Here is an 18,432-nt window from a genome sequence, read left to right as displayed (position 1 = left end):
GTTGATTGAATGAAACTATAACTCAAATAGGTTTGATTGATTTACATAGCTTTTGGGCGTTATCCCGGTAACTTTTTTAAATATTTTAGAGAAATAAAACACGTTTTTAAAGCCGGTATGAGCAGCTACCTGTGCTAAGGTCATCTGTGTAGTAAGCATTAGGTATTGCGCGCGTTCTATGCGTTTGCTGTTTATGTAGCTTATTGGCCGTTCGCCGGTATGCTTTTGAAACAAGCGCGAGAAATAATCTGTATTTTGATTTGCTCTTTTGGCCAGTTCAATTGCAGAGAGCTCCTGGTTTAAATTTAGCTGTATATAGCTCATAGTGTCGAGTATCTTGGCAGGGACGCCCGTATCATGTTTGTTTTTAAGCAATCCCTGTTTCAAAAATCTGGATACAAGCTGTAAGATGATGCCCTGCGTTTCTAAAAATGTCGAGATATTTTGCTGATAGTTCAGCTGCTGATATTCCTTATAAAAGATGATCTTCTCATAAATCCTTGGATTATCAGAGCGATTAATGCCCCTGCCGGGATTTATTTCTAAAAGTCTTTTGATGTTAAATACATCTATATCGTTAGCCTGTACTTTCATCACCATCCTGTTGTTTGAAAACAGGGAGATGCCATCAGACGATTCTTCAAAAAACTGAACGAAATACTGGCTTAAATAGTTGGGGCAACTGAGGTTGCATAATGTAAAGCTTGGAATAAGGTATAGATATCCCGGCTCCAGTTGCAGCCTATTCCCAAGATCAGAAATTTCCCCTTCACCTGCATCAATGTAATATATTCTATAATAAGGACTTATCACATTTTTGTAATTCCACTTATTACTTAATTCCGTATGGTCTACATTTAGAAGCGAGAAGTTATATTTTAGGAAACGTTTTAACATTGCACTATTTTTCGAAGTGGGAAATTAATATTTTCTCCCCAGCAGAAGTCGGTTTTGTATAAAAAAAAGTCTTGTAACGCAAGCTATCTGTGCCGATGAGATGCTAAATTTGATTATTAACATCAGGCTCAGATCTGATGTAACATCAATTTTAACCAATTACTGTGCGTTACGGTAGTACCATTACTTATTACGCATACTTTAATTACTCAACTAATATGCAAAGAAGAACATTGCTGAAAAATATGTTAGTCGGTTTATCGTCTGCTTACTTCACAAAAAGTTACGCAGGTCGTGTTTTGAAAGCGCCTTACGCTCCGGAACGGTTTAAGCCTACGTGGTCGTCCTTACAGCAATACCAGGTGCCCGAGTGGTTTCGTGATGCAAAGTTTGGTATGTGGGCGCATTGGGGGCCACAATGCCAACCAGAGTATGGCGATTGGTATGCACGTGAGATGTATATGGAAGGAAGTCACAAATACAAATATCATGTTCAAAAGTATGGTCATCCTTCAAAATTTGGTTTTAAAGACGTGATCAACGATTGGAAAGCGGAAAAATGGGATCCGGAAGAACTGGTGAGCCTTTACAAAAATGCCGGAGCTAAGTATTTTATGGCATTGGCCAACCATCATGACAACTTTGATCTTTGGGATAGCAGTTACCAAAAGTGGAATTCGGTACGCATGGGTCCAAAGAAAGATATTATTGGCGGTTGGGCTAAGGCTGCAAAAAATAATGGATTGCGTTTTGGAGTATCGGTGCATGCAGCGCATACCTGGAGCTGGATGGAAACAGCCCAGCGTGCTGATAAAGAAGGGCCTTACGCCGGGGTACCCTACGATGGTAAAGTTACAAAGTCGGATGGTGCCGGAAAGTGGTGGAATGGCGAAGACCCTCAAGAGCTTTACGCCCAAAACCATCCGTTAAGTAAAAACAGCGAAGACAACGGCATGATCCACAGCCAATGGGCATGGGGTAATGGCGTGTCAATGCCATCTAAAGCATACTGTGATAAATTTTTGAACCGCACAATTGAATTGATAGATAAATACGGGCCTGATGTTATTTATTTTGATGACACGATATTACCGTTATACCCAATTAGTGATGCCGGGCTTAAGATTGCCGCGCATATGTATAACACAAGTATAAAAAAACATGGTAAGCTTGAAGCCGTAATTTTTGGAAAGATACTGGATGAGCAACAACGGAAATGTTTGGTTTGGGATATAGAGCGCGGCCAAACAAATTCTATAGAACCACTACCATATCAAACCGATACCTGTATAGGTGCTTGGCATTACGATAGGCCGATATATGATCGTAACGAATACAAAGATGCCAAAACCGTCATTCACATGCTTTTAGATATTGTGAGCAAGAACGGTAACCTGATGTTAAACATCCCTGTCCGCGGAAACGGAACGATTGATGAGAAGGAGCGAATAGTAGTTGAGGGCATTACCAAGTGGATGAAAGTAAATAGTGAGTGTATATACAGTACCCGCCCGTGGAAAGTGTTTGGTGAGGGGCCGGCAATAGAGTCGTTTGCTCCTTTAAATGCGCAGGGCTTTAATGAGGGAAAGAACAGGCCTTACACGTCTGCCGATTTCCGTTTTACCAAAAAAGGCAATGTTCTTTACGCTGCTATGCTTGATAAACCTGCGGAAGGAAAGGCGGTTATTAAAAGTCTTGCGGCAACTAAATCGGGCAAGGTTGATAGAGTAGGTTTGTTAGGAAGCAATAATAATCTTGAGTTTAAACAAACTGCCGAGAGTTTACAAGTTTCACTTCCAACTACGGATTCACAAGTAGCTTATGTATTTAAAATACAGGGTGATATAACTTAATGTATAAACTTGCACATTATGATTACTGAACTGGTTGAATTGTAAATGCCGGTTATCATTGTATATTTAAAACATATGAAAGTACTTGTTTGCGAGGCGCCCGGAGAGTTGTCGTATGCTGAAAAAGACCTCCCAGTTCTCAAAAAAGGCGAAGCGCTTATCCAGATAAAACGTATAGGCATTTGCGGTACCGATCTGCATGCTTATGAGGGTACACAACCGTACTTTACTTACCCGCGTATTTTGGGGCATGAGTTATCCGGAGAAATTGTAGATGCGAATGGGGCCGATGGATTACAGAAGGGAGATAATGTAACCATCATTCCATACTTTAACTGCGATAAATGCATCGCCTGCAGGGGCGAAAAACCAAATTGTTGTGTATCAATGCAGGTATGCGGTGTGCATATCGACGGCGGTATGGTTGAATATTTGAAAGTTCCTCACAACGCTCTGATCGGCGATAAAGATTTAAGTTTAAACCAGCTTGCATTAATTGAGCCCCTTGCCATAGGCGCCCATGGTATTCGCAGAGCTAACGTTCAGCAAGGTGAATATGTGCTGGTAATAGGCGCCGGGCCAATAGGTTTAGGTGTTATGGAATTTGCGAGAATTGCGGGTGGTGAAGTGATCGCTTTAGATATCAATCAATCGCGTTTGGATTTTTGCAAAGAACCTTTGAACGTAACGCATACCGTAAATGCACTTGAGGCCGATGTGGTTGCGGAGTTGAACCGGATAACTAATAGTGATATGCCAACCGTTGTTATAGATTGCACAGGGAGTTTAAAGGCGATAAACAATGGTTTTAATTACCTTGCACACGGCGGCAGATACGTGTTAGTGGGGCTTCAAAAGGGCGAGATATGCTTTAGTCACCCGGAATTTCATAAGCGCGAGGCAACGTTGATGAGCAGTAGAAATGCCACACGCGCCGATTTTGAGCATGTGATCAACGCTTTGAAAAAAGGACTTATCGATCCAATAAATTATATAACGCACCGTGTTGCTTTTGATCACGTTAAAACAGAATTTAAAAACTGGCTGGATCCCGCGAATGGTGTAATTAAAGCGATGGTAGAGATAGCGTGAGTTCAAGTAGAGCTTCTTAAGTGATTGAAAGTCAAATTTTGATGTTAAAATAAATGATTCGATTATACACGAGCAAAATCCCCCTGTTAACATTATTAATGATGTTAGTGGGCATGTGTACCAAAGCGCAGGACAACCTCACGCTTTGGTATAACAAGCCTGCCAAGCTATGGACGGAAGCTTTGCCTGTAGGTAATGGGAGATTAGGCGCCATGATATTTGGCGATCCTGCAAAAGAATTACTCCAGCTTAACGAGGCTACTTTCTGGAGCGGCGGGCCGGTAACCAATAATGTTAATCCGGGCGGTGCTAAAGCACTTGCCAAAACCCGTGAGGCTTTAAATAATGAAGATTATAGCCTCGCCAACAAAGAAGTTACCGGTTTGCAGGGTGTTTACACGCAGTCTTATTTACCGTTGGCTGATATTAATCTGCAGCAGGAAATAGGAAATGCTAACTATCAGCAATACAGGAGATCGCTATCCATCGATAAAAGTATTGCAACCGTGACCTTTAACGCCGACGGCGTGAATTATAAAAGGGAGGTAATTGCTACATTCCCCGGCAAAGCGATAGTGGTACATTTTACTGCCGATAAACCGGCCAGCATCAATTTTAAGGTTGCGCTAAGCAGTCAGGTTAAATATTCTGTTGGCGCAGTAGGACAAAACTCATTGCTCTTAAAAGTAAAAGCACCCTCACAGGTTGACCCTAACTATGTAACCTATAATAAAGAGCCGATAAAATACGGCGATAGTACAAACTGCAAAGGTATGCGTGCTGCTGTGCAGATAAAGGCTGTTAACAAGGGTGGCTCAGTAAACTCCGACAACGACGCTTTGGTGGTAAAAAATGCCGATGAAGTAACCTTATTTATTTGCGCCGCCACAAGTTTTAATGGTTTTGACAAGTGCCCCGATAGCGAAGGCAAAGACGAATTGAAGCTTTGCAATAATGATATACAAAATGTTATAAAACAGAGTTGGACGAAGCTTTACAATGAACATCTTAAAGATTATAAGCAATTTTTCTATCGTGTAAGGCTTGATCTTGGTAGGTCGCCGGCGTATCAGTCTCAATTGCCAACTGATGAGCGATTGCTGGCGTTTAGTAAGGGGGCCAAAGACCCGGAGTTTGAGTCTTTATTTTTTCAGTATGGCCGGTATTTGCTTATCAGTTCATCAAGGCCAGGTGGCCCGCCTGCCAACTTGCAAGGTATCTGGAACAACTTACTGCGCGCCCCCTGGAGCTCAAATTACACCATTAACATCAATACGCAGATGAACTATTGGCCCGCAGCCACAACCAATTTGCAGGAAATGGAGTATCCGCTTTTCGATTTCATAAAAGAATTAGCTGTAACCGGTACTCGCACAGCAAAAGATTTTTACAATATGCGTGGCTGGGTAGCCCATCACAATACAGACATATGGGCCATAAGCAACCCTGTTGGTGATTTTGGTAAAGGAGACCCTAAATGGGCTAATTGGTACATGGGTGCACCATGGCTTTGCCGCCACTTGTTTGAGCATTATCTATTTACTAAAGATGAAGCGTTTTTAAAGAAAGCTTACCCTATTATGAAAGGTGCAGCCGAGTTTTTGTCCGATTTTTTGGTTGAAGACAAGAATGGCAACCTGGTTACATCGCCATCCTTTTCACCAGAGAATGATTTTATAGATGGTAAAGGGAAAGAAGGCAACACCTCCATTGCTACTACAATGGATATGTCTATCATACGTGATCATTTTAGGAATTGCATTGAGGCATCAGAAGCTTTAAATATAGACGTTGCTTTCCGCAATATGCTTAAAGCCAAGCTGGCAAAACTTTACCCATTACACGTAGGCCACAAAGGTAACCTGCAGGAATGGTACAAAGACTGGGAAGATGTTGACCCGCATCACCGGCATGTTAGTCAACTATTTGGTTTGCACCCTGGCCGGGAAATATCACCTCTAACAACGCCCGATTTTGCTGCCGCTGCCAAGAAAACGCTTGAGTTACGAGGCGATGCAGGTACCGGTTGGAGTTTAGCCTGGAAAATCAATTTTTGGGCACGGCTGCTCGATGGTGACCATGCCTACAAGTTACTTAGAGATCTGATGCGGGATCTGAGCATATCAAAAGGAGGCGGGCTTTATCCAAACCTATTTGATGCTCACCCACCATTCCAAATAGATGGAAATTTTGGTGCAACATCAGGCATAACAGAAATGTTGCTGCAAAGCCAACTGGGAGAGGTGCAATTGCTACCAGCGTTACCAACGGCCTGGCAAACCGGGTCTGTAACAGGATTAAAAGCAAGAGGGGCTTTTACCGTTACTATCAACTGGCAAAAAGGCACCTTAAAATCGGCTGTAATCACGGCCGAAAAAGGCGGCAAATGCATTTTGCGCACAGCTAAACCTATCAAGGTAGCTGGCCTGTCAGTGAGATCAATAGCATCTAAAGGTGGATTTGTAACATCGTTTACAACACTAAAAGGGATGAGTTACCGAGTATCCGCTATGTAAAGTGTTTAAACGGCTAAAACATAGGCGCGTACTTCAGCCATTTTACCATCTCTAAATTTCCATATATCACAGTACTTGTATTTTATCAGGTTTCCATCGCTGTTTTTCAGGCTGATGTTTCCTGCAGCTACAACAAAGTCTCCGTCAGCTATCAACGACTCGGTATCAAAAATGGGTGGTTCTATGTAAGCCTCCGCCATGTAATTGCGTACTGCTTCTTTACCGTTCAGCACACGGTCGCCAACAAAGTCCCAAACAGTATCATCAGTACAGAAATTTAAAAAACCTTCGTTATCACCTGCCATCACCAGCGCGTTCGCTTTTATTAAAATATCTTTGTTCTCCATATTAATTCAGATAGTATTATTCAAAATTAATCTTTTAGAAAGCTGAATAAATCATACTAAAATCATAAAGGAACAATCTGTCTAATCCGGAAAGTAAGTGTAATCAAGTACCGGTTGCTCAGGTATAGAAACCTCTTTTACCAGTTCATTTTCAGACTGCATGAAGTTCTCTGCGGTGATCACCATATTTTTAGAGCCGATGAAAATAGGGGAGCGCTGGTGCAATTGGCTTACTTCAATATCCAGTATTCTTTGCTTACCATCAGTTGCCCGGCCGCCGGCTTGTTCAATAATAAAAGCCATAGGATTACACTCATAAACCAGGCGCAGTTTACCTGATGGCGCATTGGCCGTAACCGGATAGATGAAAATTCCGCCCTTGATGAGGTTACGATGCAGGTCGGCTACCATGGAACCGATATACCTCGAAATGTATGGTCTGTCAGAGGCGGTGTCTTCTTCCTGACAATATTTGATAAAGCGTTTTACCCCTTGTGGAAAGTGAACGTAATTACCTTCGTTAATCGAGTAAATTCGTCCTTCAACGGGTATCTGCATGTTAGGATGCGACAAACAAAATTCGCCTATGGATGGGTCCAATGTAACGCCGTTAACGCCCTTACCCGTAGTGTAAACCAACATGGTAGATGATCCGTAGATAACGTAACCGGCTGCAACCTGTGCGCTGCCTTTTTGGCAAACATCCGCAAGGCCGGCGGGGGCATTAATATCAATTTTACGATAGATGCTGAAAATGGAGCCCACGGCAACGTTTACATCTATGTTTGATGATCCATCAAGCGGGTCAATGGCCACAATGTATTTGGCGTTACCCCCAGATGGGCTGTTTAAATAGATAATGTCTTCATTTTCTTCGGAAGCTACGATGCAGCATTCGCCACCGCTGGTAAGTGCCGATATAAATTGCTCATTGGCAAAAACATCAAGCTTTTGCTGCTCTTCGCCCTGAATATTCACAGCGTTGGCATGGCCCAAAATGTCCATAAGGCCGGCTTTATTTACCTCCCGATTTACAATTTTTGCAGCAATGCCAATATCACGCAGTAATCTTGATAGCTCGCCTTTGGCGTATGGCAAATCTGCCTGTTTTTCAATAATGAATTGTCCTAATGTCTTAGCCTGGTTCATAGCGGTAGCGTTTGCAACCAACTTAGGAATTGCAAATGGCAGGACACAAGCGAGCATCGATCGGTATTTATCAGCTCATCTCCGCATGTTTCTTTAAAAGAACATTTGCCAAATAATCTTACATTTACAAGGGCATATCTAAACCCGTATGCCTTAATGATAGTTACTAATAAATGATTGCCGATATAACTGAAAGCACCGAACAATTTCTCTCCGGCGGTGGCGAAATGGGTAAGCTCATTCGTACGATGGACTGGTCAAAAACCGCACTTGGCCCTGTTGAGAACTGGCCTCAAAGTTTGCGTACATCTGTAAGCCTTTGTTTATCATCCACATTCCCTATTTTGATTGCCTGGGGGCCAGAGACCATTCAAATTTATAATGATAGCTACCGGCCCATTTGTGGCGCTAAGCACCCGGAATCAATGGGGCAAAACTTTAGGATATGTTGGGAAACTGCCTTACCGGTAGTTGGCGATGCATTTAGCCGCGGTGAGCAAGGCGAAGGTACTTACATCAATGACCAGCGCATGTTTCTTGATCGTTATGGTTACCTTGAAGAATCATGGATGACTTTCTCGTTCGCGCCCATTCGTGATGAAACAGGCGGCGTAGGCGGCATATTTCACCCAATTACTGAAACTACTGTAAAGATGCTCAGCGGTCGCAGAACGCAAACCCTTCGCGATCTGGGTGCTGCATTAAGTAAAGCCAAAAACATACAAGATGTAGGTGACATAACAGCAGTGCATTACAGTGATTATGAACTTGATATACCGTTCCTGCTTGTTTACCAGCTTGATCATGAGACAAATATTGTCAAGCTCACATCTTCAGCCGGTGTAGAGTCGGGGTCTTTATTAGCGCCTGAATCAGCCACCTTAGAAAACAGTGACTTGGGCTGGCCGTTTGAAGATGCCGCAAAGTTAGGCGAAATGCTGGAGGTAAAAGACCTGCAGAGCAAATTTGGCGACTGCGATTGTGGCCCTTATCCGGAAGCGCCGCATACGGCTATGTTGCTCCCGCTTAAAATATCAGGCCAGGATGATGCATTTGGTTTCATAGTGGCCGGTGTAAGCTCAAGGCGTGCACTGGATACTGATTACAGGAATTTTTACGATCAGCTATTAAATACTTATAACACAGCAGTTTCTAACGTTTACGCTTACGAGCAGGAACAAAAACGTGCCGAAGCCCTCGCCGAAATAGACCGATCAAAAACAGCATTCTTTAGTAACGTAAGCCACGAGTTTCGTACGCCGCTCACGTTAATGCTTGGCCCGTTAGAGGACCTGCTTAGTAAACAAAATATTGGCGATGATATAAAAGCACCGCTTGAATCTACGCATCGTAATGCGCTGCGCCTTTTAAAGTTAGTGAATAACCTGCTGGATTATAGTAGGGTAGAAGCAGGCCGTGCTCAGGCTGTCTATCAGCAATTAGATCTTGCTGAACTAACGGCCGATCTGGCCAGCAGCTTCCGTTCTATTATTGAGAAAGCGGGAATGCAATTGGTTGTTGATACAGGAAATAGAAAACTGCCTGCTTATGTTGACAGGCAAATGTGGGAGAAGATCGTGCTTAACCTGCTATCTAACGCTTTCAAATATACCCTTGCCGGTAACATAACCGTAACGCTTAAACAAATTGGGAATGAGGCCATGTTATCTGTAGAAGATACCGGTGTGGGCATCCCTGAAAAAGAACTGCCTCACATGTTTGAGCGCTTCCACAGGGTTGAGAACTCTGCCGGCCGCACGCATGAAGGTACTGGCATTGGTTTGTCACTTGTGCATGAACTGGTTCATTTGCACGGCGGGGATATAAGCCTAACCAGTACTGAAGGTGTAGGTACTACGTTTATCGTAAAGATATCTTTGGGTAAAGCGCACCTGCCGCAAGCAAACGTTATAGATAAAGCGAAAGATATCGATTCCTCGGCCCTAAAAGGCGCTTTTTTACAGGAGGCTTTCAACTTGCTGCAGGTAGAAACCCAGTCGCAATTTGACGGTGATAATGCAAAAGAAAGCATTACAACGAATCAGGATTTTACAGATACCAAAGATACCCTGATACTGGTTGTTGACGATAACGCCGACATGCGCGGTTATCTTAAACGTTTGCTTGAACCATATTTTACTATTGCTTTAGCCGTTAACGGCAAAGATGCCTTGCAAAAGATCCATGAGTTTAAACCCGATCTGGTATTAAGTGATATGATGATGCCGGTGATGGATGGGAAAACGATGCTGGAGCATATTCGCAATTCTGCCGAAACGCTGCGCATGCCGGTAATATTTCTATCAGCCCGCGCGGGTGAAGAGGCAAGGATAGATGGTTTGGAGGCAGGTGCAGATGACTACCTGGTTAAGCCCTTCTCGGCAGCAGAATTACTGACAAAGGTGAGGGCGCAGATAAAGATCAGCAAAACCCGTGGTTTTGCCGAACAGCAGTTGCGTGATCTGTTAACCGAAGCGCCTGTTGCTATAGCAATTTATCGCACCCCAATGCATATTATCGAGTTTGCCAATAACCGCATGCTTGAATATTGGGGATTAACTTCTGAGGCTGCCTTTGGAGTGCCGATATTGGTTGCCCTGCCTGAGTTAGAAGAGCAAGGTTTTGGTTCTGTAATGGACAAGGTTTATCAAACAGGTGAACGGTTTATATCCGGAGAGATACAGGTAATCCTCACTAAGTTCGGCCGTAAAGAAGAAAGTTTTATAAATCTTACGATCGAGGCGTTACGTGATGATAATGGGCAGATCACGGGCATGATAGCGGTTGCTGCAGATGTTTCTGAACAGGTAATGTCAAGAAAAGACCTTGAAAAGGTCACCGATACTTTGACAATGGCGATGGATGCGGCTAACCTTGGTACCTGGCGAACCGATTGGGGGCAGGACACGTTACATGTTTCAGAAATTGCAAGGAATATTCACGGCATTCCGCTGGATAAGCAGCTATCATTTATTGAAACTGTAGAGATGATCGTACCTGAGCATCGCGCAAGGGTGTTACAGTCAATAGAGAACGCTGTTAAAGCTAAAGGCCGTTTTAGCGAAGACTACCAGATCATCCCCGCTGATGGCGGTAAACCTAAATGGCTTAATACCACCGGTAAGGTAGAATTGGATAATTATGGCGAAGTTATAGGTGTTATCGGTACCATTTTAGATATTACCGAATCTAAAGAGGATAGCCAGCGTAAAGATGACTTTATTGGTATGGTTAGCCATGAATTAAAAACGCCGCTTACGTCGCTAAGCGGATACTCGCAGTTACTGCACATGCACGCTGCTAAAAAAGAGGATGGGTTTGCTAAGGAGAAACTTGAAAAAGTGGCGGTGCAGATCAGGAAAATGAATAGACTGATCACCGGGTTCCTTAACGTATCAAGATTTGATGCCGGTAAAATAGACTTAAATAAAGAATCATTTGATCTGAATGGATTGATAAGCGAAGTAATTGAAGATATCAACGGCATCATGATAACACATGTGATATTATTTGATGCCGATACTACCATCAATTTAAATGCGGACAAGGATAAGATGAATTCGGTGTTTTTTAACTTACTGAGTAATGCTATCAAATATTCGCCTAAAGCTAAACAGGTTTACGTTAAAACCTTGACCGTCGGTGATCGGGCTTTTATCAGCATCAAAGACGAGGGCATGGGCATCAGGAAGGATGAGCAGGACAAGTTGTTTGACAGGTATTATCGTGTAGAAAGCAACCATATGAGGCATATAGCCGGCTTTGGCATAGGGCTTTACCTAAGTGCCGAGATAGTGAAACGTCACGGTGGCCGCATTACTGTTAGCAGCGAAATTGGCCAGGGCGCAACGTTTGAAGTAAGCCTGCCATTGTAATAGATTATTTACAAAATTGTTATATTAAGCAATTATTAAATTGCTTAATGCTTCAAACTTTTCTTTAATATAAATCGTAAGTTGTGTATCAGCATAGCTGAAAATTGTGCAAAATGGCTTATCCCGCGATGGGATAAGCCATTTTAACTTTAGAAACGGCCTGTGGACTTCAAAATTTAGTCAAAATCTTTCCCGCTCATTTTCGTTAAACTACCTGGGCTTTCCTGGGGTTGCCTTTAACTAATATCTGCAATATTACTTGCAAGTATTAATCGCTATTTTTCTCACGCTCTTCTTCCAGTAATTGATTAACTTCTGCCAGTTGCTCATTGGTAGCATGTAGCTCTTCGTTCATCGACTGTAATTCTTCGTTGGCAGCTGTTAATTCTTCATTAGTAGTTTCGAGTTCTTCCTGTTGGTGCTGAAGCAGTTGTTTAGCTTTAACAATCTCCGTAACATCATTAACAGTAATCAGCACTGATTCAACTTTGTCATTTACATCAAAAAGCGGGTCATAGCTGAAATCGGCAAAGCGGGTTTCCTGTTTTCCGTTTTCTTTGATAATTAGTACCGCTTCTTCTAAAGATGTAACCTGGTTGCCGTTGCCTAACACTTGTTTAGCTCTTTTAACAAAAGGTTGCCCTTCAAACTCCGGTACAGCAGTAAGTATCGATTTGCCTATCACATCATTTTCAACCCGCCCCCATAACTTCAATAGAGATTGGTTTATTATTTCAATAATAAGTTCATCGCTTTTTAAGATACAAAGGCCGGTTGGTGTGTTGGCTATAATGCGATTTAGGCGATATTCGCTATCTGATAATTCCTTTGTGCGGCGGGTTATTTTATTTTCAGTTTCAGAACGTTCGGACGATAGCTCATCCTGTGTAACTCTTAATGCATGTTCAGATACCTGCAGTTCCTTCTCAGATTGCTGCTGCTGTATTAGCATTGCAGCCTCGTTTCGTCTGCTTTCTAATATATTAGCCTGGTCTTCAACATGGATAGTTACATTGTGTGTAGTACAGGTAATATAAACTATGCTGTTATTCTCATCAATAATAGGATATAGTTCAACCTGCCACCAACGCGGTGAAGAACCGGCGCCACCCATTAGATCAAAACGAAATATAGGTAATTTGATCTCGGCAGAATGACGCAGAACATCTTCAAGGCCTTGCTTTAATTTTTCTGCAGAGAAACTCCCGGCAGCATCGGCCTTAAAAAAATCCCATACGCTACGTCCTTTAAGCTGCTCTTCTTTGTAGCCCGTAGCTTGCTCATAAGCTGAATTAATAGATACTACGGTGAATGTAGGATGGTCTGGTTTTAAAATTATACGCGGTTCAGCCAATTGATCAAACAGCGCGCGAAATAGGTATTCCGTCAAATGTATTGAGTTGAAAATTACTTTCTTTTATATTCAGCAGCGGCAATTATGCTATAGTAAATATTCGTTATAAAATATCGTCTAAGAGAATTGTAAAAATAATACTTGTATTCTACACTACCAAACCCGGGCCGTACTTACAAAAACAATATAGTTGTAAGTTATTACAAAATGGTTTCTTTAAAACCAACATTTTATCCCATTTTGCAGACCATGACCGATTATGCGGAACTCCTAAAACAACTCCAATTACAAGTTGATTCTTTGCAGGCGGAAAACCTTGAGCTTAAACGCAGTCAAAGAAGGGAAATTGACAGCAGGGATATTAATGACGCTGCCAGCGAAATGCTGCGCATTAACCAGTTACGTTATCGTACAATTTTTGAGAATTCTTTACTCGGTAATAAGATCATCGGTTCAGATCTCAAAATTTTGCAAGTGAACCAAGCCCTCGTAGATATGCTGGGCTATCAGTCTAAAAATGAAATCACCGGTAAAATTATAATTGAATTTGCACATCCCGATTATGCGGGCGATTGGCAGATATTGCAACAAAGGCTATGGAGTAAGCGTTTACCATCTTTTAATTTAGAGACCCGTTTGGTTAAAAAAAATGGTGAAAGCATTTGGGTAAATGTGATTTCAATGCTTTTTAGGGATGGTAATGACATGCTTGGTTTTACTACTATTGAAGATATTAGTGATCGCCGGTCAGAATTTGATGTGCTTCGGATGCGCGAGGAAAATTTCAGGACCATCACCAACATCATCCCACAACAGGTGTTTACTGCCGCACCCAACGGTAAGCTTGTTTTTGTGAATAAACAAGTTTGCGATTATCTTGGTAGTAATGATGCTGAAATTATACAAAACGGGTGGGATGAGTCAATTCATCCGGAAGATGTTGAGAAATGTAGAGCGGCATGGTCAACTTCGGTACAAACCGGCAAAGATTTTACCATTGAATTTAGGCTGAAGAACGAACAAGACGATTATCGTTGGTTTCTGGGGCGTGCCACCGCTTTACGTAACGATGAAGATAGTATAACACTTTGGTTAGGCACAAATACAGATATACAAGCGCAAAAGGATAATGAGCATCGCAAAGATGAGTTTTTGAGTATTGTAAGCCATGAACTTAGAACGCCTTTAACAAGCATTAAACTTTATAACCAACTTTCTCAAAAAAATGGTTCGCCCGAAAAACAAGCCGAGTTTACTTCGAAATCCAAATCTCACATAATAAGGCTTGAGCGTTTAATTACGGATCTGCTTGATGTTTCGCGTATCAATGCAGGGAAAATGACCTATAATATCGAAACATTCGATTTTGACAAGTTGATAAAGGAAACGGTGGATTCTCTACAATTACTAAATAACAACCACGAGTTGGTTGTTCAGGAGTGTGACCCCATAGAGATAAAAGGCGATAAGCACAGGATAGAACAAGTCTTAAATAATCTGATCTTAAATGCTATCAAATATTCGCCGGATGCAACACAAGTTATTATTAATAGCAAGGTAATTAGTGATTCTATAATTGTGTCTATACAAGATTTTGGTATAGGCATAGAAGAGAAAGACCTAACCAGATTGTTTGACCGATACTACCGGGTAGATAATTCGTCCATGCGATTTGATGGATTAGGAATGGGACTGTACATAAGCGCAGAGATATTAAAACGCCATAATGGTAGCTTGTGGATAGAAAGCGAACCGGGAAAAGGATCAACATTTAACTTCTTGCTTCCTATTAACGGCGAACGTAATTTGACTGTTGTAGACACAGATAACAAAACCTTTTACAGCGCTAACTTTATTGAGGTAAGATACAACGAAGAAAAGGGTTGGTTAGAAACCGAGTGGCTGGGCTATCAAAACCTCGAATCTGTTAAAAAAGGTTGTATGGCCATCTTGGAAATGGTTAAAGCTGCTAAATACACACAGATATTAAATGATAATACATTGGTGAGAGGCAACTGGTCTGAAGCTGCCGACTGGGGAGCATCTTTTTGGTTCCCGGCTTTGCGTGAAGCGGGTTTAAAGCAATTTGCCTGGATTTATTCGCCCAGTGCATTTAGCCGTCTCGCAGCCGACAGAAGCGTGCAAACAGATCTTGGTGATTTTCAAACGCATTTTTTTACCGACAAAGAATCTGCTGAGGAATGGTTGGGAAGACAAAAAATGTTTGATCGGGTTTAAGTATCAGTTATTGAGAAAATGTTCAGAACAGAAGAAGTGCTAAGTCTAAGTCGTTGTAGATAAAAAAGCGCCACAACATAATTGCTGCGGCGCTTGAATTTAGCTTAGTTAGTTTCTTGTAAAGCGGCTTCGTTGATAGCCCCCGCTGCTTGCGTCAGCAATTGGTCTGCCTGTTTCTCTTCTTCTAAAGTTTGTTGCAATAATTCAACTGCATCAGTAAAGCCAAGCGTGCCTGCTAAAGCGCAAAGAGTACCGTATGATGCTATTTCATAGTGCTCTACCTTTTGCGCTGTCGAAATAATTGCAACATCTCTAACCTCCGTACCCTTTTCGGTCTCTTTCATCAACTCATCAGCTTCTTTTAAAAGTCCTTCCATGGCTTCGCATTTTACAGCTTTGGCTTTTTCCCCGATAGATTCAAATACCTGCTCAAGGCGAACAACCTGATTCTCGGTTTGGGTTAAATGTTCCTGAATGGTGTTTTTCAACTCATCAGAGGTAGCGTTTTTCATCATCTTGGGTAATGCTTTCACCAAGTGTTGCTCTGCCCAATAGATATCTTTTAATTCGTCAATAAATAGTTCTTTAAGGGCGCTCTCCGCTTCAGGTTTGCGGCCGCTTAATTGCTTTTCAGCAGCTTTAGTTTTCGTAGGCATGGTAGTAAATGTTTAAAATTTATAATTAATAACGGCGAGTTGATTACTAACCCGTTATAAACTTTAAACCTTGAAGCTCTAAATAAGTTTCAAATATTTTATAAATAAGAAACAAAATAAGTTAAAAGTAAAATATTCAATACCAAAGTCCCACCTCATTCAAAGCATAGACAGTACATTAACGGATGATGTTAAGAAATAACAGCTGACTGAAAGTTCTCCTTTAGAAAATCTAACGGGCCGTTAAGGATGTTGGTATCGTAAAGTTCGGTCTCCGTCAGAAATTCCGGCGAAAGCTGGTGAGAAAGTATTTCGTTGATCCTTTCGGTTTCACGCATCATACAATCAGATAGGTTCAAATAATCATAAAGATGTATGTGCTGTAGCCCAAGGCCAGGTTGTAATACGCGGTTAAAAATACTCTCCAATAGATTTAGCACTGGTTCTACAGCTTCTGCAGAGTCGGTTTCACCTGATGCTACAATAACATCGCGCATAAGTATTGCTTTAGCACGTAGTTGGAAAATAGCTCTATCTAATAAAGCTTCAAGCTCGGGCTTAATGTGGTGGATCTTTAACTCTTCTAAACGCTCTATCAATAGCGAAGCAACATAATAGCTTCTGTTTACGAATGAAATGTAATTTTCTCTGCCCGACTTGTTTTCCATTTTAATGGTGCCTTTTAGCACTAACGTGCTAATACAGGCAAAGTTATATAAGATGTGTAAACAAATATATATATTATTGAATATTAAAGGTTGAGCGGTAACCTTATTATTCCCAAAAGCGTTAAATTGCTTAGCCTTTTGATGATAACCTAAATAAATGTTCGCACATTATCTTGAACCGCTTAAGCGTGAAATACTGTCCGCCGCTAATATTGGCAAGATAAGGTTAACCGACTGTTCCTTACTGGCAAAGAGTATCTTTAGGCAAACCGGCCTTAAGATAAGCGATCTTACACTACAGCGTATGTTTGGTTTTTTAGAGGGAAAATTTGAACCTTCTTTGTACTCACTAACAGCCTGCGCTCAATTCTGCGGATTTACAACGTGGAATGAATTTCAGAACAAGGTTGATGAAAGCAATATAGAGGTGGCTAAACCTAAGCCCAATATTGATGAGTCGCTTGTTACTGTGATCATGAATATGGATAATCCGTTGGTTATTGTGAGCACCGATGCTCCGGATTTTACTATTTTAACTTACAATAAGGCGTTTGAAAGGTCAACCTTTCTAACTAAGCGGGACGTGCGTGGAAAAAGCTGGTGGGAGGCCTTTAAACCGGAAGATGCCGGCGGCTACGGGCCTACACAATTATTGCAAGCATTTCATGATGCGGTGTATAGAAATGAACCGGTAAAATTAGAGCAGGTACACTACAACATTCCAACTAAGCTTTCTGTAACAACGGAAATAAATTGGTGGAATGTTAGGGTACAGCCTATAAAGTATGATGGGGTTGTAAACTATCTGGTAATACAAGTTGATGATGTTACGGACAAAATTCTTGACCAGAATGCGATAGAACAAGCCATATTTAAAGAACTTACACAAGCCGAAGAACTCGCGGTTACTAATGTAAAGTTGAACAAGGTGATAGAACGGCTTGAAGAAAGCCACCAGGAGTTGTTTCAAACAAAGCAACAACTCGAAGGCTGGGTTTTTGAGCGTACTAAGAAACTTTTTGAAAGCGAAGACAGACATCGGAAATTAATAGATAACGCACCTGTTGCTATCGCTGTTCTTAAAGGAAAAGAGCATATTATTGAGACCGCCAATAAAAAAATACTTGAATATTGGCATAGGGACAAAGATGTTGTTGGCCGATCTCTTGGTAAAACGTTTCCTGATTTAGTAGAACAGGGGTTTATAGCTATTCTGGACGACGTACATTCAACCGGTGTCGCTTATGTGAATCCCGAACTGCGCGTGATCGTAAATTTCGAAGGAAGAACTTTTGCAAAGTATTTTGACATGATCTACCAACCCATCCGTCACCAAGAAGGTATAACAGACAGTATTTTCATCGTTGCGTTTGATATTACGGAGCAGGTGAATGCCCGTAAGGCACTTGAAGAATCAGAATCGCTGTTGAACATGGCAGTAAATGCCGCAAACTTTGGTATATGGTCCTTGAATATCAATAGCCGTGCAATAGTCTCCAATACGATCTTTAAGCAGTTATTAGGATGGCAGCACGACCATGAAATGAGCTACGAAGAAGCGTTGGGGTTGATTAATGAACCGTATTTAACAAAGGTGGCTGATGCAGTAGAGCAGGTGATTGCCGATGAAGGTTTACTTCACGTTACTTATCAAACCAAACGCTTTGATAGTGGTAGCGTAATCTGGATGAATGTTATTGGCCGTGTAACTTCAAACTTGGTAGGGGAAAGGGTGCTCTCAGGCATTATCAGAGAAGTAGAGCAACCGATTGCAAATTAATGATGCT

At 41.7% G+C, this 18,432-nt stretch carries 12 protein-coding genes; 6 read left to right on the top strand and 6 right to left on the bottom strand.

Annotated features, from left to right (window positions below; genetic code table 11):
- Window positions 1–15: 15 nt before the first annotated feature.
- Window positions 16–897: a helix-turn-helix domain-containing protein gene (locus FPZ42_RS11520; RefSeq protein ID WP_146271492.1), complete on the bottom strand. Its 882-nt coding sequence runs from the start codon at window positions 895–897 to the stop codon at window positions 16–18.
- A 218-nt stretch (window positions 898–1,115) separates the two neighbouring features.
- Between FPZ42_RS11520 and FPZ42_RS11515 the strand changes: the two genes are divergently transcribed.
- The 3 genes from FPZ42_RS11515 to FPZ42_RS11505 all read left to right on the top strand — a co-directional run bounded on the left by FPZ42_RS11515 (window position 1,116) and on the right by FPZ42_RS11505 (window position 6,358).
- Window positions 1,116–2,750 carry an alpha-L-fucosidase gene (locus FPZ42_RS11515; protein WP_146271490.1) on the top strand — a complete coding sequence of 545 codons (1,635 nt, stop codon included), beginning with the start codon at window positions 1,116–1,118 and terminating at the stop codon, window positions 2,748–2,750.
- A gap of 75 nt (window positions 2,751–2,825) precedes the next feature.
- Window positions 2,826–3,842 (top strand): zinc-binding alcohol dehydrogenase family protein, encoded by a 1,017-nt coding sequence (locus FPZ42_RS11510; protein ID WP_146271488.1) that lies wholly within the window; start codon window positions 2,826–2,828, stop codon window positions 3,840–3,842.
- A 98-nt stretch (window positions 3,843–3,940) separates the two neighbouring features.
- Window positions 3,941–6,358 (top strand): glycoside hydrolase family 95 protein, encoded by a 2,418-nt coding sequence (locus tag FPZ42_RS11505; RefSeq protein WP_222431568.1) that lies wholly within the window; start codon window positions 3,941–3,943, stop codon window positions 6,356–6,358.
- A 5-nt stretch (window positions 6,359–6,363) separates the two neighbouring features.
- Here FPZ42_RS11505 and FPZ42_RS11500 read toward each other — a convergent pair whose 3' ends face one another.
- Both FPZ42_RS11500 and fbp read right to left on the bottom strand, forming a co-directional pair.
- Window positions 6,364–6,705: a nuclear transport factor 2 family protein gene (locus tag FPZ42_RS11500; RefSeq protein ID WP_222431567.1), complete on the bottom strand. Its 342-nt coding sequence runs from the start codon at window positions 6,703–6,705 to the stop codon at window positions 6,364–6,366.
- Window positions 6,706–6,786: 81 nt separating this feature from the next.
- Window positions 6,787–7,854, bottom strand: a complete 1,068-nt coding sequence (gene fbp / locus FPZ42_RS11495) for a class 1 fructose-bisphosphatase (protein ID WP_146271484.1) — start codon at window positions 7,852–7,854, stop codon at window positions 6,787–6,789.
- Window positions 7,855–8,027: 173 nt separating this feature from the next.
- Between fbp and FPZ42_RS11490 the strand changes: the two genes are divergently transcribed.
- Window positions 8,028–11,729: an ATP-binding protein gene (locus FPZ42_RS11490; protein ID WP_146271482.1), complete on the top strand. Its 3,702-nt coding sequence runs from the start codon at window positions 8,028–8,030 to the stop codon at window positions 11,727–11,729.
- A 268-nt stretch (window positions 11,730–11,997) separates the two neighbouring features.
- Here the strand turns inward: FPZ42_RS11490 and FPZ42_RS11485 are convergent, their stop codons facing one another.
- Window positions 11,998–13,119 carry a PAS domain-containing protein gene (locus tag FPZ42_RS11485; RefSeq protein WP_146271480.1) on the bottom strand — a complete coding sequence of 374 codons (1,122 nt, stop codon included), beginning with the start codon at window positions 13,117–13,119 and terminating at the stop codon, window positions 11,998–12,000.
- 171 nt (window positions 13,120–13,290) lie between these two features.
- On the opposite strand from FPZ42_RS11485, the gene FPZ42_RS11480 reads away from it, so the two are divergent.
- Window positions 13,291–15,321: a PAS domain-containing sensor histidine kinase gene (locus FPZ42_RS11480; protein ID WP_146271478.1), complete on the top strand. Its 2,031-nt coding sequence runs from the start codon at window positions 13,291–13,293 to the stop codon at window positions 15,319–15,321.
- A 104-nt stretch (window positions 15,322–15,425) separates the two neighbouring features.
- On the opposite strand, the gene FPZ42_RS11475 is transcribed toward FPZ42_RS11480, so the two are convergent.
- Together FPZ42_RS11475 and FPZ42_RS11470 are read right to left on the bottom strand one after the other, a co-directional pair.
- Complete coding sequence (locus tag FPZ42_RS11475) at window positions 15,426–15,977, bottom strand: YciE/YciF ferroxidase family protein (RefSeq protein ID WP_146271476.1); 552 nt, start codon at window positions 15,975–15,977, stop codon at window positions 15,426–15,428.
- Window positions 15,978–16,168: 191 nt separating this feature from the next.
- Window positions 16,169–16,645 (bottom strand): hypothetical protein, encoded by a 477-nt coding sequence (locus FPZ42_RS11470; protein WP_146271474.1) that lies wholly within the window; start codon window positions 16,643–16,645, stop codon window positions 16,169–16,171.
- Between the two features lie 157 nt (window positions 16,646–16,802).
- On the opposite strand from FPZ42_RS11470, the gene FPZ42_RS11465 reads away from it, so the two are divergent.
- A complete protein-coding gene (locus FPZ42_RS11465) occupies window positions 16,803–18,425 on the top strand; it encodes a PAS domain-containing protein (RefSeq protein ID WP_146271472.1) in 1,623 nt (540 codons plus the stop codon).
- Window positions 18,426–18,432: the final 7 nt, after the last annotated feature.

This window comes from Mucilaginibacter achroorhodeus (genome assembly GCF_007846095.1).
In the GTDB taxonomy this organism is placed as follows: domain Bacteria; phylum Bacteroidota; class Bacteroidia; order Sphingobacteriales; family Sphingobacteriaceae; genus Mucilaginibacter; species Mucilaginibacter achroorhodeus.
This window is presented reverse-complemented; position numbering and strand designations above follow the sequence as displayed.